Source organism: Bradyrhizobium guangdongense, assembly GCF_004114975.1.
Lineage (GTDB): Bacteria > Pseudomonadota > Alphaproteobacteria > Rhizobiales > Xanthobacteraceae > Bradyrhizobium > Bradyrhizobium guangdongense.
The window spans coordinates 5,743,951-5,768,769 of sequence record NZ_CP030051.1; the positions used below are offsets into that span (position 1 = coordinate 5,743,951).

Below are 24,819 nucleotides of genomic sequence, written 5' to 3' on the forward strand. Positions count from 1 at the left end.
CAGCGGGGATAAGCTTACTACGAGAACTGCATTTGTCGAGGCAGAGGACATCGGACGCATCAGATGAACCGGCAAGCCGATCGCATCATGCCCGCCGCAACTGCCCGCGCCCTGACGGCTCGGCTGGCTTGGTCCGGGCTTGCAGTGCTGCTCGCCACCAATGCGTGTGTGGCCGGCGTCCTGAGCCAGGCGGACCTGAAGAGAGTCGAAGATCTCAGGCCGATGTTCGCGGGCCTGATGGGCGATCTCGTACAGACCTCTAAGCGACCCGACATCTCCGCTGTCGACGCAGATTGCGTGAAGTCCACGATCCAGAATCTTGTCGAGATTTCTCAAGAGCTGTCCAGTTTTGAATATCTGATCACGATTGAGAAAGATCTGACCAATGTCAGTGAAAATGACCCGACCCGCGACGTGGTGAAATTCGCCGTCGAGCAGTCGACCAACATCCTGACCAGCCAGCGCAAGAAGATCGCCCAGCTGCCCGATCAATGCGCGAGGTCGCCCCTCGCCTTGGCCAAGGCTCAGCAGGCTCTGCAAGTCGTCGACGCGACGACAGGAATTTTGAGTTCTATTCGCTCTCGACTTTGAGGGGAATTGTCGACAGTTAGGATGCCCGGACAAGGTTACCGGGTGGCCGATCGAATGAGGTCATCCGAACGAATGACACCGGCGCACATTGTCATTTCCGGGACGGCTTGTTCTCGAAGGCCGCAGACTCGGTCATCACCATCTCCTGTTCGCCTTGGGAGGGACCACCCCTCTTGATCAGTGGTGATACGCATAACATCGCCGGAGCGTCGGCGCTGTGAGGCCAATCACACAGCGGTACGCCGGAACCCGCCGCCAGCTCGCGATTTCTGCGGCCCGATTGTATCATCCGCGCATGGGCGAATCCGACACCGTGGAAGGCGAGGCGACACGCGTTCGCAAGATCATCCATATCGACATGGATGCCTTCTACGCATCGGTGGAACAGCGCGACGATCCGGAGCTCCGCGGCAAGCCGGTCGCGGTCGGCGGCTCGGCCGAGCGCGGCGTGGTGGCGGCGGCGAGTTATGAAGCGCGCAAGTTCGGCGTTCGCTCCGCCATGCCGTCGGTTACCGCGAAGCGGCAATGTCCGGACCTGATCTTCGTCAAGCCGCGCTTCGAGGTCTACAAGGCGATCAGCCGGCAGATCCGCGAGATCTTTGCCGAACACACTGACATCATCGAACCGTTGTCCCTCGACGAGGCCTATCTCGACGTGACCGAAAACCTGCAGGGCATCGAGCTCGCCCGCGACATTGCGCGGCTGATCCGCGAGAAGATCAAGGCCGAGACCGGCCTCAACGCATCGGCAGGCATTTCCTACAACAAGTTCCTGGCCAAGCTCGCCTCCGATCACCGCAAGCCCAACGGGCAGTTCGTGATCTCGCCGGAGATGGGACCCGCCTTCGTGGAGACGCTGCCCGTCGGCAAGTTCCACGGCATCGGCCCGGCGACCAGCGCGAAGATGAATGCGCTCGGCCTGTTCACCGGCCGCGACATCCGCAACCAGACGCTCGAGTTCATGAACGCCAACTTCGGCAAGTCGGGCGCCTATTACTACTGGATCTCGCGCGGCGTCGACGAGCGGCCGGTGCGGAGCAACCGGATCCGCAAGTCGATCGGCGCAGAGACCACATTCTCAGCCGATCTGGCCGAATTCGACGCACTCGTTACGAGGCTTCGGCCTCTCGTCGACAAGGTCTGGCGCCATTGCGAGACCACCGGCAGCCGCGGCCGTACCGTCACCTTGAAGATCAAGTTTGCCGACTTCGAGATCATCACGCGCAGCCGCTCCCTCCTCGCGCCGGTCGCAGGACGGGACGAGCTGGAGCGCCTCGCCTGCGGCTTGCTCGAAGTCGAGATGCCGTTGCCGAAGGCCGTCAGGCTGCTCGGCGTCGCGCTGTCTTCCCTCCAGGCCGGGGACGATGCGGAGCCACAATTGACGCTGGGAATCTGACGAGCGGCTGCGCGCCGTCCGATCAAGCCGCAATGTCTTCTGACCCGCCTCGTCCCTCGTCGCGCTTGGCGTTGATCAGGTTGAGAAGGTGCGCGGCCGCGCGGGCGTCGCACAGCGCGCGGTGGTGGTCCTTCAGCTCGATATTGTAGGCACGGGTGAGCTTGCCGAGCCCGTAGGATTTGTGACCGGGATAGTGCCGGCGCATGCCGGCGCAGGTGCAGAATTTTGGAAAGCGGAATCGGCGTTCGAGGCGTTCGTATTCCGCGGCGATGAAGCCATAGTCGAAGTTGACGTTGTGGGCGACGAAGACGCCGTCGCCCATGAATTGCATGAAGCTGTCAGCGATTTCCGCGAAGAGCGGCGCGCTCCGCACCATGTCGTTGGTGATGCCGGTCAACGCGACGATCTTGGCCGGGATCGACCGCTGGGGATTGAGCAGCGAATGCCACTCCGCCACGACCTCGTGATTGCGGATCCTGACGGCGCCGATCTCGGTGATGCGATCGCCGCCGGTCCAGCCGCCGGTGGTTTCGATGTCCACGACGACATAATCCTGGTCCGGATCGAAACGGAAATCGGCGCGGCCGATCTCCGCGGGAATGCCGGCATGACCGAGCTGGCGAAGCCGCGTCAGCTGGTTGCGCCTGATGACGTCGCCCTCGGCCTTCACTTCCATGAACGAGACAGCGCCATTCGTGACGAGCATGAGATCGGGAAAACCGTCGCGCATGGCGCGATAGTCTTCGCACATCAGGCGAAGCATCGTGGCGAGACCGGTCCCATTCGCGCCGGCAAGCAGCGCCCGGAGCGCATCCATGTCGACATGGTCCCAGGCGAACACGCCGTTCGGCTTTCCCCATTTCCCGGCGACGATCCGCAGGATCTGGGGCAGCGCAGCATTCGATGCGACGGCCTGCAGCTTCGTCTCGATCTGGGACGAGAACATCAGCGCGAAGGTTCTGTCCTTCAGGCAATGCGGCATCCAGTCGAACCCGCTGTGCAGCTGCCCGGATTCGAACAGCTCGTCCCAGAACAGCAATCCGAACAGGCAATGCCAGAGCGTGTTTTCCACGTGGAAGACCTCGAGGCCCTGCCGGCGCAAGACGCCTGCGATGCCTGCCTCCGGATGACCGCGCCAGATATCGTCGACCCGGAGCGTCCGCCCTGCCCGCAGCAACTCGGTGCAGAGTCCCGTCCGGCGTCCATCGAACTTGCGGGCATAGAAATCGCTTGCGAAGACGAATTCGTCGTCGCTTGCGGGATCGTCGATCATACGGCGCAGCAGGTCTTCGGCGGCGTCCCTGTCTCCTTCCGCATAAAGCAGGCGCGCGAGGCGCTCATGGCATTCGGCGGAGCAGCCGGCGCGATAGAGCTGGATGGCGAGGCCGGCCTCGCCCTTCTTTTCAAAATGCAGACCCGCCTTGTGCGCCGCGCGGCTTCTCAGATCGAAGGCATAATCCGTCGGACAGACCGGGCCGCCGAGAATGGCGGCAACGGAACTGCGATAGACCTCGTCGGATTTGGTCTCGAGCTGGCGCAGCAGGCGGGCGTAATGGAAGCAGGCCCTCGCTTCATCCGCGTCGGCAAACCGGGCGCTGAAATCCGCCTGGTCGTTGGTACTGAGGATGCCGAGGTCGCGCAGCGCGAAGTTCTTGAGGTTGTGCTCCGTCTTGCCAAAGTAGAGATAGAGCAGAAACTCCAGCGGCTCGGTGTCGCCGAGTGCGATGAACGCCTCGCCACCGCAGTGTCGGAATGCCGTGCCGAACGATAGATGAGCGAGGCAATACTCCGTCAACTTGCCCTTCGGCCACGATGCCCGGACATCGCTCAAGCCGGCCGCCTTCGCACCGTCGAACAGCACCGGCTTGGCAAGGCACGCCAGGAACGCTGCGTAATCCTGTCCGACCAGGGCTCGAACATAACCGGCGACAGCAAGCTCCCCCAGCGCGCCGACGGGATCCGCGATCTCCGTGTACTTGAACGTCGAGGGATTGAAGACCGTACCGCTGCGATTGACCATCCGAATGAATAGGCACTGGGCGTCTTTCGACAGCGACAAGAAACGATCGACGAAGGCGTGATGAGTTTCAGTCAGCACCGGACCGTAGGTGTCGCAAACGAAGCTCAACATCTCCTTGAAGTGGTCGTGGTAGTAGTAGACCGGCAGAACTGGCAGGCTCATCGGTGCTTCGCCCCGGGCGCGGCGTGGCGAAATCCGGCTTTGGTCAAGCTTGCGCGGCATGCGGAGGCGCCGGCCGCCGTTGATTCATGGGCGTGCATGTTCGACTTCTGTTCTTTTCGCCAGACAGTGTCAAGCTTGGAATTCAAACGGCTTCATTCTCTTGCCGACCCTTTCGCACAACCAGCGGTCCGCCGATTCAATGGCCTTGTCGAAACTCCCATGCCCAGACGGAATCGCCGGCGTCTCGGCGGCTGACCAGGGTGACGCGCATGAAACGATCGTGGGCGAGTGCCGCGCCCAGCCATAATTCGTTCCACGCATCGAATATGGCGGGAGACATCTGCTCCCGACCGGACATGAGGCGCCACGTGGTTTGCCGTACGATCGCCGTGTCACCTTCAAGATGCATCTCGGCGTCATCGCCCTGGCCCCGCAACAGCCTCGTGAATGCGCTCGCAAATCCCGCGACGCCTCGGTCCACTCCGCCGAGCATGGCGGCAACGTCGTCGAACGTATGCATGCCGATCAATCGGGCAGCCAGACCTCCCATATGGCCTCCCTCGGCGGGTCCAAGCACCGCCATCATTTCAGGCAGAATCGAGGTGATATAATCCATCGCGTAATTGCGGAGCGCCTTTCGCAACCGGCTTTCCGGCCAGTGCGTTTCGGGAAGACGCGGCGCAAGCTCCGGCCTGAACGGCGGGCATCGCTCTCCCGGAGAGAATTGCAGCCGCTCCTCCGGCGCAAGCTCGTGATCGTATTCCCGGTAATATCCCTCAAGGCCCGGCTGCCCGTCGACGGTCTGTCCCGTGCAGACGAAGCCCAGGCGGGGATTACCGAGAACCACGCCGTTGTTGCCGTGCCATCCCCTGAGCATCCCGCGGGACACTTCCGAGGGAATTCCACAGATCGCGGTGCCATGCCAAAGCCAGCGGGGAGGCGGATAGCGGATCCACGCCTTCTTGTCGCTCTCATAGACATATTCGACCTTTACGCCGCCTACCTGATTGGCGAGGTAGTTGTACTGCGCGCTGGCGACCGCATGCGGCAGCCCGTCCAGACCGAGCTTTTTGAGGCTCGCGACGAAATGGGTCGCTTGCTGGCGGCGAAACATCCTGAACACGATCTCGGCCGCACGCGTCGCCCCGGCGCGCGACGAGAGATGAAGGATGAGACCCGTGAGATAGGAGTGGTAGATCCGCTCGACCGCGCGATAGGCCTGCACGTCATCCGGCGCACTGTTCGTCATCGTCATTGTTTCTCCCGGAGCTTGTTCGATGCACAGAGAATGCAGCAGCGGGGCCGCCGGCTCGCGCTGCTGATGACCTCAGTCAGGCCGCTTCATTTCGTCCTCGCGGCCCACGCCGGCGGCTTGTCGCGATCTGGGCCGACGCGATGCGAACACTGCTCGATACGAAAACGAAGAAACGGCAAAAGTAAAGAGCGTTGAGGACGGCCTCACCGCACGCGCAATAAATATTCCCGGGCGCCCTCGAGACGCTGACGGCCGATGTCAGCAAGGTGTCAGGCCGAGGGAGCGACTGACGCTCTTGCCGGGCGGCTCGGCCGGCCGGACACCCCTGGCCTCACGGCGATGACCGCCTTCAGGCCGCCGAGCTCCGAGCTGGAGAGCTCCAGGCCCCATCCGTACGCATCGAGGACGTCCTGCACGATGGCCAGGCCCAGGCCCGCAGCGCCGCCGCGCTGATCGAGGCGCACGCCACGTTCGAGCACGCGCGACAAGTGGGCCGGGTCAATGCCTTCGCCGTCGTCCTCGACGACAACAGACGGCTGGCCGTCATTCGAGGTGATCCGGACCCGGCCTGCAGCATGGCGGGCCGCGTTTTCGATCAGATTGCCGAGCACTTCGGCGAGGTCGGTCCGATCAAGCGTGATGGTCAAGTCGTCGCGGATGAGGTTCTCGAACGCCACTCGCATGCCGTCGGGGGTGCGCGACATCGTCGCCACGATGGATTCGACGAGAGGCCTCACGACGGTGGACGTCGCGGCCTTCCCCCTTGCGTGGCCGCGAACCCTGGCCCGCGCGAGCTCGCGGTCGACATGGCGCCCCATGACCTCGCCGACAGCCTCGATGTCGCGGGCGATCTCGCGCTCGCCCCGCTCCCGGAGGCGTGAAGCGTCGGCGGCAAGGGCGGCGAGTGGCGTCTTCAGCCCATGGGCCAGATCCGCTGCGCGGCCGCGGGACCGCTCTATCTCGGCTTCCTGCGCATCGACGAGGGCGTTGACCTCCTCGACGAGCGGTTGGACTTCGCTCGGGACCGAGGACGGCAGATGCCGGCTGCGTCCTGCCCTGATATCGGCCACTCCCCGGCGCAGCGCGACCAGCGGATGCAGTCCGACGCCGACCTGGACCCAGGTCGCGAGGGCCAGTACGGAGCCGAGCAGGACGAGCGCGATGGAAAGATCCTTGGCGAAGGCCGAGGTCGCCGCCGTGACCCGCGCCAGGTCCTCCGCGACGGCAAGGCGTACGACCACCGGCTTCCCCTCCGCGGAAAGCGTCACCGCCCGTTCGGCGACCAGCACGCGCTGACCGCCCGGTCCATCCGCTTCGTGCTGATGCGTTTCACCGGGGCTCAGCCGATCCGCCGGCAGTTTCATGGCGGAATCCCACAGCGAGCGCGAACGCAGCAACTGCCCGCGATCATCGCTGACTTGCCAGTACAACCCGGAGAGCGGATCGGCGAAGCGTGGATCGACCGGTGTCTGCGTGAGCACCAGCTTGCCCTGAGCATCCAAGTCGATGTTCGCGAGAAGCTGCTTCAGATGGACGTCGAGATCCTGAGCCAGGGTTCGCGAGACATGGCGTTGGAAGACGACGACGAGCGCGCCGCCAGCGATCGCAAGCGCGATCAGGATCGCAACGATTCCGCCGGCGACCAACCGCAGCCTGAGCGAATGCCGGTTCATGCGGGCGCCTCCGGCATGAGATAGCCGAAGCCCCGCCGCGTTTCGATCGCTTCCGCGCCCAGCTTCTTGCGCACGCGCGCGACCAGCACCTCAAGCGTATTCGAATCGTGCTCTTCGCCGTGGCCATAGACGTTCTCGTCGATCTCCTGCTGCGAGACGACTCTTCCTCGATTGCGGAGGAGATGGGCGACCAGCCGATACTCGAGCGGAGAGAGCGTGATGGGCACGCCACGGCGGGTGACCTTCATCTGCCGCTCGTCGAGCGTGATCTCGCCCGCGGTGATGACCGAAGAGCCGTGCCCGGCAGAACGCCGCACGATGGAGCGCAGCCGCGCCAGCAACTCCTCCATCCGGAACGGCTTCGGCAGGTAGTCATCGGCCCCGGCGTCGATCCCGTCCACCCGCTCCGCCCAGCTTCCGCGCGCGGTGAGGACGAGGACGGGCATGTGCCGACCGTTGGCGCGCCAGCGCTTCAGGACCGCAAGCCCATCCATTCCAGGCAGACCCAGATCGAGGATGACGGCTCCGAAGTCCTCGGTGTCGCCGAGGAACCAAGCGTCCTCGCCATTCGCGACCGTCTCGACCACGTAGCCGGAGGCTTCGAGCATTCGCGAGACATCCGACGCGATCCGCGGGTCGTCCTCGACAACAAGCACGCGCATCACTTCTCCTTGGTTCGCTCGATTTCGCCGCTCTTCGCATCGACGTGGATCTCGAGCAGCCGGCCCGTGCCGTCGAGCACGCGGAGCTCGTACATCCAGGCGCCAGCTTCGCGTTCGAGCTTCACGCCCACGACCTCCCCCGGAAGCTTCCCCTTCACCACATTGAGGATGTCGGCGTAAGGACGGATTTCGCCGGCCTCGACGGCCCGTTTCGCGTCATCGTGGTCGCGCGCGAACGCCGGCATCCCACCGCCCGCGCCCACAAGGGCGGCCGCAAGGATCAGGATATGGATTCGGCGCAGTCTTGGGCACATAAGAAGCTCGTCATCGGGAAGATATGGATGCCAGATATCACCTGACAAATAGCTGACGTAGCTCAACAGGTGTCCGTCAGGCCGCTTCTGGCAGGTTGCTCCGCATGGCCGGCGCATGGTGCGGCCGGCCACCGTCAGGAGATACCTATGCGCAAGATCGCAATTCTTACCGTCGGCGCCGTGATCCTCGGGGCGGCCTCCGCCCAGGCCGGCAGCCTCGGCAAGCCGTGCACGTCGGCCCCGGAGGCTCAATGGCTGCCGATGGGGCAGTTGCAGGCCAAGGTCGAGGCCCAGGGCTACAAGGTCCAGAAGGCCAAGCTCAAGAACGCTTGCGGCGAACTCTATACGCTCGACAAGAACGGTCATCGGGTGGAGCTGTTCGTGGACCCGACCAACGGCCAGATCATCGGCCAGATGTAACGGTCCGCAAATGAGAACCGTGAGCAACACGATCGGAGCCGGCGGCGCGATGCCGCCGGCCACGGTCAAGGTCTGGGATCCGTTCGTCCGGATCTTTCACTGGTCGCTGGCGAGCTTGTTCGTTCTGGCCTACGCCACCGGCGACGAGATCGAGCGGGTGCACGTCGCGGCCGGCTACGCCATCGCCGGCCTTCTCGCGATCCGCGTCATCTGGGGCTTCATCGGGCCGCGACATGCGCGCTTTTCGAACTTCGTTCGTCCGCCACGCGAGGTGCTGGCCTATCTTCGCGACGTCGCTCTCCTCAGGGCTCCCCGCTACATCGGACATAACCCCGCGGGCGGTGCCATGATCATCGCTCTCGTCGTCGCGCTGGCCGGCACGTGTGCGACGGGCTACATGATGACGACGGATGTCTACTGGGGCTCCAAGCTGATCGAACACGTCCACGAATTCCTGGCCAACCTGACCGTCGGCCTGGTCGTGGCGCATGTGCTCGGCGTGTTGATCGCAAGCTTGGAGCATCGCGAGAACCTGGTCGCGTCCATGATCTCCGGCCGCAAGAGAGCTGCCGACTAGGCAGCTCTCTTCAAACCCAAACCACAACCAGGAGCGTCCTGTGCCAGCCACCCCTCACATCGAGAAGCACTTCACCGCCTCCGAAAGCGTCCGCGACGTCGTGATCGGGATGGCTGACGGCTTGACGGTCCCGTTCGCGCTGGCGGCGGGCCTTTCGGCGGCCGTCACCAACACGGACGTGATCGTCACTGCCGGATTGGCCGAGGTCGTCGCCGGTGCGATCGCGATGGGCCTTGGCGGGTATCTCGCCGCGCGCACGGATGCAGAGCATTACGCCGCTGAAGAACAGCGCGAACACCATGAAATCGATCACATGCACGAGCGGGAGATCGACGAGGTCGAGCAGATCTTCCGTGAGTATGGCCTTGAGGGCGATGCGCTCAAGTCGGTTGTCGGTGCTGTGGCGTCAAACCGGCAGCGATGGGTCGACTTCATGATGCGCTTCGAATTGGGTCTGGAGCGCCCCGACCCGAAGCGCGCGCCGATCAGCGCCGCCACGATCGGAGGCTCATACGTGGTCGGCGGTCTGATTCCGCTGGTGCCCTACATGTTCACCCAGAACATCGGGACAGCGCTGCAGATCTCCGTCGCCGCGACCGGCGTCGCGTTGCTCTGCTTCGGGGCCGTCAAGGGGCACTTCACGGGCGTCAACAAGATCAAGTCGGCGTTGCAGACGTTGCTGGTAGGCGGATTGGCCGCCGGGGCGGCGTATTGGCTCGCGCATTTGTTCGGGTAAGCGCGCACCTTCGGGCGGGGAATTCCATTTGCGACGTCAGGGCGCGGCCTTTGTCACGGCCATGGGCGAGGCGACCCTTACGGCGCGATGGGGACATTGTCGGCGGGGCATTCCTCATCCGTCCATGCAGCGGCCCGTCATCGGCGGAGCTCGAGCAGGCATCTCCAACAAGCCATTGTTGCAAATCCGTCACTTGCGAATGAGAGAAGCTGCGAACCGCCGATTGCTGCTTGACCGCGGTTTTGAATAGGGCTGTTGAACGACGATGAAGCGGATATGTCTCACAGGCGCAGTCGCAAGCCTCGCCCTTGCTGCGCCCGGTGCAGCGAGCGCGGCGGAGTCGTATCCAGTCAAGGCTCCAAGGCCTGACGCTGCGGAATGGACCGGCTTCTATCTCGGCGGCCATTTCGGATATGCCGGCGGTCGGTCCAATTGGAGTGCGAACGACGGCTTGTCCACCGTGAACGGATCGGCCGGCTTGTTCAGCGCCTATGACGCGTTCAAAGGGACAGGCAGCTATCTCTTCGGCGTGCAGGGCGGCTACAATCTGATGCTGCCCTCGCGCTTCGTGATGGGTTTCGAGGCCGACTTGTCCGCCCCGAACACCATGGCGGGAGATCAGACCGTAACGTCGCTCTCCGGCGGGACCGCCAGCTATCGCGACACCGTCCTCGGCATGGGGACGGCGCGCGGCAGGCTCGGCTATGCCTTCGACCATTGGCTGCTCTATGCGACGGGGGGATTCGCCTGGTCCTATGACAGGCTGGAGCGGACGCAACTCGCGGGCACCCCACTGGTCGGCAGCGCGGCCATCGGCACCGTGGATACGGCCTTGACATGGCGCCTCGGCTGGGTCGCCGGCATCGGAGCCGAGCTGCCGGTCGCACCGCACTGGACGGCCAAGGCCGAATTCCTGGCTTCGGAGTTCGGCGATCACCACAAGAGCCTCGCAGCATCGGCAGAACAGCTGAACTCCGGCCTCTCGGTCCAACGTGTCCAGGTCGGGCTCAACTATCAGCTTGGTCCCGATCCCGCCCACACCGACTTTGCCATCAAGGGCATCGCCCCCGCGGAGACCGATAATTTCGCCGTGCATGGGCAGACGACGATCGTCACGCAATATGCGCTGCCGTTCCGCGCGCCCTATGCCGGCCAGAACAGCCTCTCGCCCAATCAGGTGCGCGAGACATTCGATGCGGACCTCTTTGTCGGCTTCCGTCCCTGGGACGGCGGAGAAATCTGGATCAATCCGGAAATCGACCAGGGCTTCGGTCTCAACGGCACATTCGGAGTGGCGGGCTTCCCGAGCGCGGAGGCCTACAAGGTCGGGTCCACCTATCCGTATGCGAGGATTCCGCGCGCCTTTTTGCGGCAGACGATCGATCTCGGCGGCGACGTGCAGAAGGTCGAATCCGGGCCCATGCAGTTCGCGGGCTCCCAGACCAGCGATCGCCTCGTGCTCACCGTCGGCAAGTTCAGCGTCGTCGACATCTTCGACTCCAACAAATACGCGCACGATCCGCGCGGCGACTTCCTCAACTGGACGCTGGTCAACACCGGGGCATTCGACTACGCCGCCGATGCCTGGGCCTTTACCTATGGCGCCGCGGCCGAGTGGTACACCGGCCCTTGGACCTTCCGTGCCGGCGTATTCGACGGGCCCGTGACGCCCAACAGCACAAACCTCGATCCGGCCTTCGGCCAATTCCAGATGGTTGGCGAAGTCGAGCGTCGCTACGAGGTCATGGGGCAACCCGGCAAGATCGCCGTGACTGGCTATCTGACGCGCGCGCGGATGGGAAATTTCCAGGACGCCGTCGATCTTGCCAACCTGACCGGCGCCGCGCCGGACCTCTCGCTGGTGCGCACCTACACGAGCAAGCTCGGAATTGCCGGCAACATCGAGCAGCAGATCATACCCGGTGTCGGCCTGTTTGCACGAGCCGGTTACACGCCCGGCAGGCTGGAGGCCTACGCATTTACCGATGCAGACGCGACGCTCGCGGGTGGCGCCTCGATCTCCGGAAAATTCTGGAGCAGGCCGAACGACACGCTCGGGATAGCAGGCATTCGCAACACGATTTCCGCAACGCACCAGGCTTATTTCGCGACAGGCGGTTACAGCGCGCTGATCGGCGACGGGCAGCTTCCGCATCCGGGCGCCGAGAAGATCATGGAAATATACTACACGCTTCCGATCGCGGCGTGGACGCTCGGTTTCGATTATCAGTTCATCGACAACCCCGCCTACAATCGCGATCGTGGACCAGTCTCAGTCGTCGCGACTCGCTTGCATGCGCAGTTCTGATTTTCTTTTCACGTGACGCTGCTATCTGATAGGATTCATTGATCAAGTCGATGACCGATCGGTGCTGCAATGCGCAATTGGAAGCCGCACTCGTTGTCGCTGCTCGCGATCGTTTTCCTGGTGCAAGCGGCCTGCTTCCCGGGCACCGCGTTAGCGCTCGGAAGCTCCAGTTCGCACGACGGCCCGTGGAATCCCGATCACATCGATCGGTTGCCGCCCGACATTCGCAATACCGTGCTCCAGAGGTGTGGCGGGCGCGCTCAAGCCCTCCACTACTTCGGGACCTATCTCAACCAATCAACGACCGTCAGACTTCATTTCGAGAACGTGCGATGCGACGGCGACAAGGCATTCCGAAGGGGCGAGAGCTGCCTGCACGAGGAGTATGTTGCGTACGGAAGGCACTATCGTCTTGCGAAGCACTACTATGGCCCGTGCGATGATTGATATAAGTTCGCCTGTACCCCGCATGGCCAAGATGCGGGGCGTATCCAGCGACCGCCTATGCCGCCACGGCTTCGTAGATATCCTCCTCCTGGGCCGTGTGCATGCGCACCAGCGTTTCGATCGCCTCGATTACCCGTTGAGCGTCACGGACGAGATAGCGATCGACCTTCTCTGACGGCAGATCCTCCACGATCCGATCGAGCAGCCGCGTAAGATGCAGAATTTCGCGATGGGCGCGGCTCATGGCTGAGAGGCCGTGGTGATCGCGCAGCACTGTCGCAAGCTTCGGATAGACGCTGTCCTCATCCGCGCGCTCGTGCATGACGACGCTGCTCTGAACGATGCGTTGAGCATCCCCGATCAACGCCGCGGCTGACTCGGGGGCTGCGTCATCCAGCGCATCGACGACCTTGCGCAAGCGATCGAGGTCCTTGAACAGGGCCTGATGATCGTGATGCAATGCCAAGCCCTGCTCCGCGGTGATGTGCGCACCGCCCCTGGCGAGCGGCGGAGCGAGCGCCCGCAGGGCGTTCAGAATGACGGCAACGTCGATGACCTCCTGGACGATGGCCGCAGGCACCGGTTCAAGCCAGCCAACGGCGGCGGCGAGCATCGCCAGCAATGACAACCCCATGCCGACAACAATGCTTTGCAAGGCAATGCGTCGGGCCCGTTGCGCGATGATAATGGCCTCGCCGACGCGATCGAGCCGGTCGGCCAAGATCACCACATCGGCGGCCTCGGACGAGGCGGTCGCGCCGCGCGCGCCGAGCGCGACTCCGATATCGGCCACGGCCAATGCCGGGGCGTCATTGATGCCATCGCCGACCATGATGGTCGGATGCAGCCTCTGTTCGGTGCGCACCGCCTCAACCTTGTCCGAAGGAACGCGGTCGGCCAGCACGTCGTCGAGGTCGAGCGCCGCACCAATCGCCTGCGCCGCCGCGGCGCGATCGCCAGTGACCATCACCATTCGTGCGATCCCCGCATCGCGCAGCAGGCGGATCGCCCGCGGCGTATCAGCCCGCAACTCGTCCGCCAGCAGCAGCGCGCCGATCGGGCGGCCATCCACGGCGACGAAGACGATGAGCGCCGAGCGCCACGAAGCGCGCCGGATCGCCCGCAGCTCCCACGCCGACAGTTCGCCACGCGAGCGCAGCAGTTCTCGCGAGCCCGCGGTGACCTGGCGCCCGTCGACCAGACCGCGCAAGCCGCTGCCCATGGTCTCCTTGACCTGTTCCGGCGCTTTCAGCTTGAGGCCGCGATCGAGGGCCGCAGCGACGACGGTCTTGGCAAGCACGTGATGCGAGGCCTGCTCGAGCGATGCGCCGAGCCGCAGGACCTCGTCGGGGTCTTCCCCCGGAGGAACCTCGATCGAAAGCAGCCGTGCCCCTCCGACGGTCAGGGTCCCGGTCTTGTCGAACAGCACCGTGTGAGCGCGGGCCAGCGCCTCCAGCGCCCCTCCCCCTTTGGCAAGAATGCCGCGCCGAGCCGCTCGCGCCACCCCGGCAATGAAGGCGACCGGTGCAGCCAGGATCAGCGGACAAGGCGTCGCCGCCACCAGCACGGCAAGGCTGCGCGTCAGATCACCGGACAGGCGCCAGGCCAGGAAGGCGACGACGAGCGTCACCGGCAGAAGGACCAGCGCGAAACGATCGGCCATCCGCACGAAGGGAGCCTTCGCGGTTTGCGCCGCCGTCACCATGCGCACGATGCCCGAGTAGGTGCTCTCGCCTGCCGGTGCGGTCGCGGTCAACTCGAAAGTCTCGCCCGCATTCAGCGAACCGGAGAGAACCGCGCTGCCGCGTGTCTTCTCGACCGGGATCGGCTCGCCCGTAACCGCGGATTCGTCGATGGTCGCCGCGACCGAGCCAACGATGCCATCGACCGGCACGATCTCGCCGGCCCTCACCAGGAGCTCTTCGCCGACCAAGACTGCGTCAACCGGAATGTCCTCGATCCCACCATTGATTTTGCGGTGCGCCTGCCGCGGCGCCCGATCGACCAGGGAGTGCAGGTCGCGCTCGGCTCGTGCGATCGCAATATCCTCCAGCACGTTGCCGCCGGAATACATCAGCGCAACCACGGCCCCCGCAAGTGGCTGGCCGAGCGCCAACGCTGCGCTCATCGACAGCAGCGCAATCGCATCCACTCCGAAGCGACCGCTCAGAAGATCCCTGACGATCGAGACGGCCAGTCCGCCGATCACGGGCGCGGTGCCGAGTTGCCATGCAATATCCGCGAGATCAGCGCGACCCGCCACTCCCGCGAGAAGACCCGCGGTCAATCCTGCGATTGCAATCGCAACCAGGCCCCATCGCAGGACCCGCTCTATGGATTTGGTCTCGCTCCACATCACATGATGATTATCTTCTGGAACCAGCCGGTTGTTTGAGGAGAATCAACATCGCGTCCCGAACTCCGCTTTCCAAGCAATTTGCTCGTATAGAACGCCTAAAACGGTTTCGGACCACGCCGGTCGAACTTGGCTTCCCAGGCAAGAAGGCTTGCAATCGCGATCATCAAGATAATTCCTGAGGCGCTGACAATGGCCTCCATTGCCAGTCGGCCGGAGATCTCGTTCAAGACGACGAAGCCGAGAAATGAAGCGAGTACGCTGAAGCAATAGATCGAGAGTGAGTTTTCTCCGCAGCGAATCATTGCAACCGCCCACGGCTTCAGCTTGCTATGCTTGATCGGTGATAAGAAGCGCATTCCCAAGACCATCAGGGCTAAGAAGTGCACGAGCCGGGGCGGCGCCAAATGGGTTTTGTAAATCGGATAAATCCAGCCCACAACTGCGTCCGGGACCAGCCATTTGAGCTGTTCGATACGCCAGCTCAGCGTGACGACAAGGCTGAATATGACGACGCTAGCGGCAACCGAAACCACAACCGGAGATAACGAGATCCCTGCGAGCCGGGCGGCGCCGGGAGTTGCGCAGTAAGCGCCGAGCACGAACAACATCTGCCAAGCCAACGGATTGAAGTATGCTTCACGGGCCGGCCAGGCCGGCAAATTCCAGCTATAGAGCTGCACCATCATGTAGAGCAGAAAGGAGGCGCTGAGCGCGATCGTTGCGTTGCGAATCATGAACCACAGCACGAGCGGAAAGCCGAAATGCAGCATGACAAACAGCGGCAGGATATCTGTATTCACAGGCGTGTATTGCAGCGCCAGAAGATGGATGAGGGCAATTCCCGGATTGTCAAAAAAGACTCTGGTATTGGTCTCGTCGCGATAGAGGTCAGTTCCCGTGACCCAGACCAGAGCAAGATAGGCGATCACGAGCAGCAGAAATGCAGCGTAAATTTCCAGGCTTCGCCGCAGGCTGCGGACAACGACGGTTGGCCAACCCTGCCGCCGCAGCGCCCCGCCATAGGAAAGCATGCAGGTATAGCCGGACACGAACACAAAAATTTCTGAAGTATCAGAAAACCCGTAGTTCCGAAGGGTCAACCAGTCAAAAGCGTTGCCAGGAATGTGATCAATGAAAATGAACCAGAGTGCGAGGCCGCGACAGGCGTCGAGGCGCAAGTCACGATCGCCATCGAGATAACCAACGTGATCGCATCCGTGCTTGGGATCGTGGTTCAAGTCGTTCGTTCCTGCATTGAGACGTGCCCCGCGTACCAGCATTTTCCGTTTCTTCGTCCACAAAGCTCCGAGCGGTTCATGGCGCGGCCTCTTAACGTGGTCGTTGTGCGATGCGCACACCCGGTACAACCCGGTCGCTCGGATAGACAATCACCTCTTCCCCCGGCGCGAGGCCCTTGGCAACAGCCGCGAGGCGCCCGGAACGCCGCAGAACCTCAATTTGGCGCAATTCGGCGCGCCCGTCCCTCGCGACATATACATTCCAGCCTTCTCCGCGACGAAACAACGCGCCCGCCGGAATGGTCGTCGCATCGTCCCGCGCGAAGACGCCGATTTGAACATCCACCTGATAGGCGTCACCCAGCCGCGCCCACTGCTCCGGCGGCGAGAGGATGTCGACGAGAACATTGACCCTCTGCTCCTCGACGCCGAGCGTTGATATCTTGGTGAAGGCTGCCGGCTCGACCCGGCGTACCCGGCCCTTCAGCTTCCCCTCCCCGCCCCAATGATCGATGACGACATCAGCTCCGGGACGGATCTCGACGGCATCGGTGCTCAAGACATCGACCACGACTTCGATATCCCCGGCGTCGCCGATGTCCAGGAGTGGAGCGCCCGGCTGGACGATCGTCTCGCTTTCCTGGGCGACCTTCAGCACCACGCCGGCAACAGGCGATGCGACATTCCAGCTATCCGGGTGCCCGCCGCCGTCGCTGCCGTATCGCGCCAACAATGCGCGCTGTTGGCTGATCTCGTGCTCTGCGGCGTGATCCTGAAACTCCGCCGCGCGCAAATCCCTGTCGGCAAGGCGCATCGCGAGTTCTGCACGCTCGAGGGCCTGCGCCGTCGCGGCCCCTTGCTGAGCCAAGGTTTTCGTCCGCACCAGGTCGGTGTTGGCCTGCTCCCTCTGGGCCCGCGCACGCTCGACAATGGCCTTGGCGCGCTCCAGGTTGGCTTCGGCTGTTCCGAGCATTTCCTCGACTTCGCGGCGGGTGCGGGAATCCATCAGCGGCGCCGGAGAAGGGGTGATTGTCGCGAGGGCGTCATCGACCCGAACCTGGTCGCCGACCTTGAAGCGGATTCGGCTCAGCCGCCCGGCGAGCGGCGCTGCGACCACGTATCGCTCACGCACACGCGTCTTGCCGTCCTCATCGACGGTGGCGACGAACCTTCCCTTCGTCACCGCGGCAGTCTCGACCGGCACCGGGGCGGGGATCAAGAGCCAGACCGCGATGCCGACGGCGGCCAGAAGCCCGGCAGCGATGGCGATATGGCGGCCCGTGATATGCATGTTCATTCCCTGGTCTTTAGAGCCGCGACCAGATCGAGCCGATCGACACGGCCTTTGACGATGTACGCGCTGGCTGCGGCCGCCGCCAACACGACGCCCGCTGCAATGAAATAGGTCTGCGTCGCGATCACGGCGGGTATCTGGAAACTCTCGTTGGAGTGAAATCCGGCGATCAGGCCGATAACGGCGTGAGAGAGCGGCAGGCCAATCAGAATTCCAAGCACGATCTCGATGGCGAACTCGCCGAACAGGATGCCCCCAACCTCACCGCGGGTGAAGCCCAGCACGCGCAGGCTGGCCAACTCCCAGGCCCGCTCCTGCAGGCTGATGCGCGCACTGTTGTAGACCACGCCAACCGTGATGATCGTGGCGAAGGCGGCAAGAATGCCGGCCGTCACGAACACGAGGCCGGCAATCTTCTCCATGAAGGAGGAGAGCGTGTACGCCTTCATCGTCACGGACTCGATGGTCGGGAGGTTCTTGAACCTCCGCCCCAACGCCGGCATCGCCGTCGGCTCGACATACAGACTCGCAGCCGAGATCACGGCGCCCTCGTCCGTGAAGCGGTTCAGGGTTTCGATCTCCATGTAGGAGGCCATTCCGATCGACTCGTCGACGATGGCGGTGACCGGGAGGTCGCGCTTGCGCCGCCGGCCCTCCATCGCCTCGACGGCGATGATGTCGCCGACCATCACATCGAGCCGCTCGGCAAGCCGACGGGTGAGCGTGATCCCGTCGGGCATGGCCGCGATCGGATGCAGGATGGCGTCGTGCGGCCGACGCAGCTCATCTCCTGCAGACAGGCCGATCACGGAGGTCAAATAGCTGCGCTGCCCGGCCCGAAGGCGCACCGGCACGATGCGCTGCCCTTCCGCCACGAGAACGCCTGGCTCGCGTGCCAGATCGCGCAGGATGGAACGATCCAGGGGGTGCGGAAACGTCACCGTCGCGTTGCCGCGCTCCACCAGGTTGAACTGCAGGTCGATCATCTCATTGATGGCGTCGCGCCAAAAGATTCCCAGCACCATCATCGGGATCGCAAAGGCCACTCCGGCCACGGTCAGTACCGAACGGAATGGACGCCCGGCGGTATTCCGCAGGATCATCAGCCGGCGCGATCTGGTCGCAGCGCGCGGCAGAAGCGCTTCGATCCAGGACCGTCGGAAGCCGAGAGGCGCAGCCGGTCGCATTGCGACCGCGGGTGCGAGGCTGACGACCTGCCGTAGCGCGGTCAAGACGCCGAGAGAAGCCGCCGTCAGGCTGATCGCAATTCCCAGCACGGCCGACCAAGGCGTCAGCCCGAACGGCAGCTCCGGCAGACGAAAGAAACCCTGATAGCTCGCGATCATCGCTCGTCCGAAGCCCCAGCCGGCGGCAATTCCAAGCGCCGATCCAATCAACACGATGACGAGGACGAGCTTCAGATAGTGCAGCATCAGCGTCGCGGTTGGAAAGCCCAATGCTTTCAACGCGGCGATCTGCTCGCGCTGGGCTGCCACCAGCCGGCCCAGTGCGCTGTTGAGCAGGAACGCCGCAACGCCGAAAAAGATCAGCGGGATGGTGGTCGACATCACCTTTTGCTGGTTCAGCTCATCCTCAAGGAAGCGGTTGGATGGTTGATCCCGCCGCGCGACGGCACCGATCGATCCATAGGGCTCGAGCAGCCGATCCAGTTCGTCGATCACAGGCTTCGGATCGGCTCCCGGCGCCAGCGAAATGACGGCATCATTGAAGGCCGCCTTCATGTCGAACGCGGCTTCCGCCGCGCGGCGGTCGACCCAGAGAATGGCATAGAGCCGGTCGTCCGGAATGGGCAGACCGGGCTTGACGGCATAGACATATTCCGACGAGAGCGCGACGCCGGATACGTGAAAAGCTTCCACCTTGCCGTTGAGCAGCACACGGATGTCGTCGCCGGGATTCACACCATTGGCTTCGGCAAACGCTTCGTTGACTGCCGCGCTTCTTGGGGAGCCCGGTTCGGGCGCCGCGCCGCGGCGCAAATGCAGACGGGCAAGCCGTTCGTCGCCAGCATGGTTGAGCGACACCATGCGCGCCGAGACCGGCTGCGAAGCGGCCGGCCAGTCCACGATGACCTCGCGAACAATACGGGCTTCCACCGTCGCAACCCCGGGGATGGCGTTGAGCTGCGGAACGATCGATAGCGGCGCACGCTTGAGCGTCACGAAGACCTGCGGGAATCGCGCGGTAGCGTAGAAGCGCTCGACGGCCGTGCCGAGCGAATTGTAAGTCGAGACTGAGCCAACGAAGACGGCGACGCCGGCGGCAACCAGCAGGGCGATGGTGATCACCTGGCCCCGCATTGCGGCAACATCGCGCAGCAGTTTTCGATCGAGCAGGCTCACCAGTGCACCTCGTCGGCCGAGAGTCGGTGCGCATTACGTTCCTCTCCGACGATCCGCCCGCCACCGAGCCGCAGCACGCGGTCCGCCATTCCCGCGATCGCCGCATTGTGCGTGATGATAATCGTTGTGGTACCGAGACGCTCATTGGCTCGCGCGATCGCCGCCAGCACCACTTTGCCGGTCTCGTAGTCCAGAGCCCCTGTCGGCTCGTCGCACAAGAGAACATCCGGCGACTTGACGATGGCGCGGGCAACCGCCACACGCTGCTGCTCGCCGCCGGACAACTGTGAAGGAAAGTGGTCGATCCGCTTTTCGAGACCGACGAGCGCAAGGACCTCGAGCGGATCGAGCGGCTTGTCGGCAATCTCGTTCACCAAAGCGACGTTCTCCAGCACCGTGAGGCTGGGGATAAGATTGTAGAACTGAAAGACGAAGCCGACGTGCTCGCGGCGGTAGCGGGTCAATTCGGCATCCGTCGCGCCGACCAGATTGTGGTCGCGCCAGTGGGCCTCGCCCGAGGTTGGACTGTCCAGACCTCCCAGGATGTTCAGCAGAGTCGATTTCCCCGACCCGGACGGCCCGAGGAGCACAACGAACTCGCCTTCGAAGACGTCGAGATCGACGTCCCGCAGGGCATGCACCTCAACCTCCCCCATCCGATAGGTCTTCGAAAGCCCGCGGGCGCGAAACACCGGAGCGTTCTTGCGATCCTGATTGGCCGGAAAGACGTCCATGAGTTTCAAGTTCGAAGTCGGAGGCCGGACTTCCGACCTACATTGTGATGTCGTCGGCCGTTCGCCGCTCAGTGAGAGAACAGGACCGGAATCGGCGGCTTCGTCAGGATGCTTCGGGTCGCGCCTCCCAATATGAACTCGCGGAAGCGCGAATGGCCGTAGGCGCCCATCACGAGGAGATCCGTTCGGCGGGACGCAATCTGCGCTGCAAGAACCTCGCCGATGGCCCGCCCGGCGGCATCCACCTCGTCGACGATCACATCGATGCCGTGCCGCGATAGATTCTTGGCGAGTTCGGACGAGGAACGCCGGCTCGATATCGCCTTCTCGTTGATCACGGTGAGAATGCACACTTCGCGCGCCTTCTCCAGGATCGGGATGGCATCGGAGACTGCGCGCGCCGACGCGCGGCTGAAGTCCCACGCGACGAGTACCCTATTCAAGTCAGCCGCCCTGGACGCCGGGGCTTCGGGGAGCACCAAGGTGGGTCGTCCGGATCCGAAGATGACGGCTTCGGCATACCATTGGTCGTAGGATTCCGGCACTGACACGATGGTGAGGTCGCGCAGCCGCGCATATTCCACCAGCAGGTCCGGCACTTCGGATGTCAGGCAGCGTTCGAGAATGATCTCGTGCAGCGCGCCGGCTTTCTGAGCGGCCGCTTCAAACGCGGCCAGCAAGTCCTGCGCATTCTTTCTGCTCTTCTGCGCCTCGCTGGCCACGATCGACCCGAGATGCCCGGCGCCGCCGAGGAAGGTGCCGGGAACCTGCACATGAGCCTCACATGAGATCGCCGCAATGTGGGCGCCGAGCGTTGAAGCAAGCGCCACGGCGCGATCAATCACTGAAACCGGCGCCGGATCCGGGTAGCTGGTGAGCGTGAGCAAAACGTCCTTGATGGCCATGGTGTCTCCGAACGACCTAGTGCGACATCATCACGCAGATCGGCGCCTCGTTCAGCAGATCGCGCGTCACGCCTCCGAACATCCACTCGCCGAGGCGACTATGGCCATAACCTCCGGTTACGATCAGATCGGCGTCCTCGTCCTTTGCCACCCGAAGAAGCTGGTGCGCATCGGGCTCAGCCATGTGCACGCGCACTTCGGCTTGGCATTTTACCGCATGGGCCTGCAGATATTTCGCGATATCGCGGACGCGGCGGCGCGCTGCGTTCTGTTCCTCGCAGGTGCAGATCTCGACGATCGTGACCTGCGAAGCTTTAGAGAGGAACGGTAGCGCATCTCGCAGAGCGATTCTTGCCTCGCGAGTGTCTTTCCATCCGACCAGAACGCGATCGGCCTTCAGCGCCGGAACGTGGTCAGGAACCAGCAGCGTCGGTCGTCCCATCCGCATCATGGCCTCGGCGGCATCAATGAAATGGAACTGGTCTGTCCCTTCCTGCCTGCACCTGATCACCACCAGATCGGCGGATCGCGCTTCATTGGTCAGGAACGCGGTAGGGTAGTCTACGCTGCAGCGCCACTCGACCCGCTCTTTCGGCAGGCCGGCCACGCTGCGAAACCACTGCTCCTTGTCCGCGAGTGCCGACTTCATCCGCTTCAGGTCGTCTGCGGTGGTCTCCTTGATGATGACGCCCTCGGCCACGAAGGGAGGCTCGACCGCGAAAGCCGAAGCGCCGATCAACGATGCTCCAAATCTGTCTGCAATGTCCCGGGCGATGCGGACTTGACCTTCCGCCTGCTGCTCGGGGTCAACGTAGACCATCACGGTCGCGATCGTCATCGGCATGGCTCCGCTAATTGATGCGCTTCCACTTTTTGGCACCTCTCGCATGCGTCCAATTGACCCAAATCAAGAGGCTGCGCGCCAGGCCCGCTGATATAATCTCTCGGAATTCAGCCCTCGCTTGCAATGACGTGAATGGAAACAGTGCCGCAAGATCGGATCCTGCCTGCGGCCGGTTTGCGACGGCGGCTGGGGCTGCCATTGCTGGTCCTCTACGGGACGGGGGTCACCGTGGGAGCCGGGATCTACGTCTTGATCGGCGCCGTTGCGGGCCATGCAGGCGTCTACGCCTCGTGGGCGTTCGCATTAGCGGCCGCTGTCATGGCCTTGACGGCCGCCTCGTATGCCGAGCTCGCCACCCGCTACCCCGTCAGCGCCGGGGAAGCCGCCTACGTCCGTGCCGCATTCAACTCCCGATTTCTATCCAGGACCGTCGGCTCATTGAGGCTCGCCATTGGCATCATCTCGGCTGGGGCGGTGACCGTCGGGGGTGCTGGCTACTTAGGCCAGTTGATCACACTGCCTGCACCAGTGATCGTCGTGGCGATCGTCGCTGCCCTCGGCGTGGTCGCCGCCTGGGGCATTCTCGAATCGGTAATGCTCGCGGGGTTTCTGACGTTGATCGAGACGGGCGGACTGGTATGGATCATCGTATCCGCCATTCATTCGGATGTCTCGTTCAGCTCCGCGCTATTTACGCCGCCCCCGCTCGACGGCGGTACCTTTTCCGGAATCACCTTTGCCGGCGTGCTGGCATTCTTCGCCTTCGTCGGTTTCGAGGACCTCGCCAACGTCGTGGAAGAGGCCAAGAGCCCACAACGGGATATCCCCTGGGCTATGGCACTCACGCTGCTGATCACGAGCGTGCTTTACGTCCTGATCGCGGCGATTTCAGTCAGCGCCGTACCGCCGAGCGTCCTTGCCGGGTCAACGGCGCCGCTGAGCCTGGTCTTCGGCGCCGTGGCGCGCATAAGTCCGACGACGTTCAGCGTGATCGCGGTCGTGTCGACGCTCAACACCGTGCTCGCCCAGATGACCATGACGGCGCGTGTCATTTATGGCATGGCACAACAAGGCGACCTGCCCGGACTTGTAGGACGTGTCCATTCGCGAACCGGGACGCCGCTGATCGCCACGGGGATGGTCATGCTGAGCGTTGCGGCTCTCGCGCTGATATTCCCGCTGGAACGGCTGGCAGAAGGTACGTCTCTTGCGACGCTGTTGATGTTTGCCGTTGTCAACCTGTCTCTGCTTCGAATCCGCGCGCGGCACACTCGATCCGATCCAGCGGCCGTCCGCGTCCCGCTCTGGATAGCGTCCCTTGGTCTCGTCTCCTGCGTGCTCATGATCGGAACCGCCCTTTTCACGGCATAACAAGACCGATGGGAAAGAACAGTCAATCGCAGCCAATGTTTCAAACGACACAATTTCCCGATCGAAGGCTGGCTCGGACCACTCTTGCAGTGGTCATCGGGCTGGGCGTTGCCGTCTGCGCGTTCATGGCGAAGCCTTTCCTCGGCGCGCTCGTCTGGTCCACGACGCTTGCAGTCTTGTTCGTCCCGCTGGACATGGCCATCAGCAAGCGCTTGGGGTCGCGTAGTCTTTCGGCGCTGACGACGGTGACGGTGACCGCCTGCATTGTGGTCGTTCCTGCGATCCTCGTAGCGGAGACCTTGCTCAACGAGGCCGTCCGGAGCGCAACGCTCGTCGTGCCGATGTTCGACGCGGAGGACTGGAAACGTTTCATGGGCGGGCATCGTTGGCTTGCCCCGGCGCTGCAATGGATCCACGACAAGGTGGACTTTGCGGATCTGATGCGAACGGCTACTTCGGCGCTTGCGACGGGCAGCGGCTCCGTCCTGCGGGCCTCCTTTTCCGGAGTGGCAAACCTGCTGTTGACCTTCTATTTCCTGTTCTATCTGCTGCGCGATCGGGAAAGGATAGCGGACGCCGCGCGGCTCTATCTGCCGCTCTCGGAGCCGGAGTTTTCGCAGGTCAGCGTTCGGGTGACCGATACGATCTTCGCCACGGTCTTCGGGACCATGGCGGTTGCCGCGCTGCAGGGCGGCCTCGGGGGCCTCATGTTCTGGTGGCTGGGGCTGCCCGCCCCTGTGTTCTGGGGTGTATTGATGGCTCTTCTCGCCATCGTGCCGTTTCTCGGCGCCTTCGTGATTTGGGCGCCGGCTGCCGCCTTTCTCGCGCTGAGCGGCGCCTACACATCAGCCGTCGTGCTGACGATCTGGGGCACTCTCGTCGTCGGCCTCGTGGACAATGTTGTCTATCCGATCCTGGTCGGCAACAAGCTTCGAATGCATACGATGCTGTCGTTCATCGCCGTCGTCGGCGGGCTCGTTCTCATGGGCGCACCGGGCGTAGTGCTTGGCCCGTTGCTGCTCGCGGTCACCCTGACATTGGTGCAGATCTGGCGGGGTCGGCTGGCAGCCCCGATCGATGCACCACCGCAACAGCGTGACGCAGTACAGGTTCCGTGATGGATTTCCTGAATCCGAGCCTGAATTCCGAG

General features: G+C 63.4%; 20 protein-coding genes. 8 read left to right on the forward strand and 12 right to left on the reverse strand.

Translation table 11 applies throughout. The features are described from left to right. Positions 1-63: 63 nt before the first annotated feature. Both X265_RS27385 and dinB read left to right on the forward strand, forming a co-directional pair. A complete protein-coding gene (locus X265_RS27385) occupies positions 64-591 on the forward strand; it encodes a hypothetical protein (RefSeq protein WP_128967654.1) in 528 nt (175 codons plus the stop codon). A gap of 295 nt (positions 592-886) precedes the next feature. Then, positions 887-1,987, forward strand: a complete 1,101-nt coding sequence (gene dinB, locus X265_RS27390) for a DNA polymerase IV (RefSeq protein ID WP_128967655.1) — start codon at positions 887-889, stop codon at positions 1,985-1,987. Positions 1,988-2,009: 22 nt separating this feature from the next. On the opposite strand, the gene X265_RS27395 is transcribed toward dinB, so the two are convergent. The 5 genes from X265_RS27395 to X265_RS27415 all read right to left on the reverse strand — a co-directional run bounded on the left by X265_RS27395 (position 2,010) and on the right by X265_RS27415 (position 8,139). Then, positions 2,010-4,169 carry an exonuclease domain-containing protein gene (locus X265_RS27395; protein WP_128967656.1) on the reverse strand — a complete coding sequence of 720 codons (2,160 nt, stop codon included), beginning with the start codon at positions 4,167-4,169 and terminating at the stop codon, positions 2,010-2,012. Between the two features lie 196 nt (positions 4,170-4,365). After that, positions 4,366-5,424 (reverse strand): hypothetical protein, encoded by a 1,059-nt coding sequence (locus tag X265_RS27400; protein WP_128967657.1) that lies wholly within the window; start codon positions 5,422-5,424, stop codon positions 4,366-4,368. A gap of 269 nt (positions 5,425-5,693) precedes the next feature. Further along, entirely contained in the window at positions 5,694-7,097 is a 1,404-nt protein-coding gene (locus X265_RS27405; RefSeq protein ID WP_128967658.1) for a sensor histidine kinase, read from the reverse strand. Beyond that, complete coding sequence (locus X265_RS27410) at positions 7,094-7,759, reverse strand: response regulator transcription factor (protein WP_128967659.1); 666 nt, start codon at positions 7,757-7,759, stop codon at positions 7,094-7,096. The genes X265_RS27405 and X265_RS27410 overlap by 4 nt, the downstream gene beginning before the upstream one ends. Further along, positions 7,759-8,139 carry a PepSY domain-containing protein gene (locus tag X265_RS27415; RefSeq protein ID WP_245478043.1) on the reverse strand — a complete coding sequence of 127 codons (381 nt, stop codon included), beginning with the start codon at positions 8,137-8,139 and terminating at the stop codon, positions 7,759-7,761. Before X265_RS27415 ends, X265_RS27410 begins: the two co-directional genes overlap by 1 nt. 81 nt (positions 8,140-8,220) lie before the next feature. On the opposite strand from X265_RS27415, the gene X265_RS27420 reads away from it, so the two are divergent. The 4 genes from X265_RS27420 to X265_RS27435 all read left to right on the forward strand — a co-directional run bounded on the left by X265_RS27420 (position 8,221) and on the right by X265_RS27435 (position 12,114). After that, entirely contained in the window at positions 8,221-8,493 is a 273-nt protein-coding gene (locus X265_RS27420; protein WP_128967660.1) for a PepSY domain-containing protein, read from the forward strand. 10 nt (positions 8,494-8,503) lie between these two features. Then, positions 8,504-9,070, forward strand: coding sequence for a cytochrome b/b6 domain-containing protein (locus X265_RS27425; protein ID WP_128967661.1), 567 nt, complete (start codon positions 8,504-8,506; stop codon positions 9,068-9,070). Between the two features lie 40 nt (positions 9,071-9,110). Then, positions 9,111-9,806 (forward strand): VIT1/CCC1 transporter family protein, encoded by a 696-nt coding sequence (locus tag X265_RS27430; protein WP_128967662.1) that lies wholly within the window; start codon positions 9,111-9,113, stop codon positions 9,804-9,806. 265 nt (positions 9,807-10,071) lie between these two features. Further along, a complete protein-coding gene (locus tag X265_RS27435; protein ID WP_128967663.1) occupies positions 10,072-12,114 on the forward strand; it encodes a carbohydrate porin in 2,043 nt (680 codons plus the stop codon). A gap of 502 nt (positions 12,115-12,616) precedes the next feature. On the opposite strand, the gene X265_RS27445 is transcribed toward X265_RS27435, so the two are convergent. From X265_RS27445 to X265_RS27475, 7 genes are all read right to left on the reverse strand, one after another. Beyond that, on the reverse strand, positions 12,617-14,917 hold the full coding sequence (locus X265_RS27445; RefSeq protein ID WP_128967665.1) for a heavy metal translocating P-type ATPase: 2,301 nt from the start codon (positions 14,915-14,917) through the stop codon (positions 12,617-12,619). 98 nt (positions 14,918-15,015) lie between these two features. Further along, positions 15,016-16,158: an OpgC domain-containing protein gene (locus X265_RS27450; RefSeq protein ID WP_244659273.1), complete on the reverse strand. Its 1,143-nt coding sequence runs from the start codon at positions 16,156-16,158 to the stop codon at positions 15,016-15,018. Between the two features lie 91 nt (positions 16,159-16,249). Continuing rightward, positions 16,250-17,449 (reverse strand): efflux RND transporter periplasmic adaptor subunit, encoded by a 1,200-nt coding sequence (locus X265_RS27455; RefSeq protein ID WP_128969428.1) that lies wholly within the window; start codon positions 17,447-17,449, stop codon positions 16,250-16,252. A 2-nt stretch (positions 17,450-17,451) separates the two neighbouring features. Then, positions 17,452-19,815, reverse strand: coding sequence for an ABC transporter permease (locus tag X265_RS27460; protein ID WP_188637362.1), 2,364 nt, complete (start codon positions 19,813-19,815; stop codon positions 17,452-17,454). Next, positions 19,812-20,549: an ABC transporter ATP-binding protein gene (locus X265_RS27465; RefSeq protein WP_128969429.1), complete on the reverse strand. Its 738-nt coding sequence runs from the start codon at positions 20,547-20,549 to the stop codon at positions 19,812-19,814. Before X265_RS27465 ends, X265_RS27460 begins: the two co-directional genes overlap by 4 nt. A gap of 68 nt (positions 20,550-20,617) precedes the next feature. Next, positions 20,618-21,454 carry a universal stress protein gene (locus tag X265_RS27470; RefSeq protein WP_128967668.1) on the reverse strand — a complete coding sequence of 279 codons (837 nt, stop codon included), beginning with the start codon at positions 21,452-21,454 and terminating at the stop codon, positions 20,618-20,620. A gap of 16 nt (positions 21,455-21,470) precedes the next feature. After that, positions 21,471-22,292, reverse strand: a complete 822-nt coding sequence (locus X265_RS27475) for a universal stress protein (protein WP_128967669.1) — start codon at positions 22,290-22,292, stop codon at positions 21,471-21,473. Between the two features lie 138 nt (positions 22,293-22,430). Here X265_RS27475 and X265_RS27480 point away from each other — a divergent pair, with 138 nt between their 5' ends. Continuing rightward, positions 22,431-23,669 (forward strand): APC family permease, encoded by a 1,239-nt coding sequence (locus X265_RS27480; RefSeq protein ID WP_128967670.1) that lies wholly within the window; start codon positions 22,431-22,433, stop codon positions 23,667-23,669. A gap of 89 nt (positions 23,670-23,758) precedes the next feature. Then, complete coding sequence (locus X265_RS27485; protein WP_164938821.1) at positions 23,759-24,787, forward strand: AI-2E family transporter; 1,029 nt, start codon at positions 23,759-23,761, stop codon at positions 24,785-24,787. Positions 24,788-24,819: the final 32 nt, after the last annotated feature.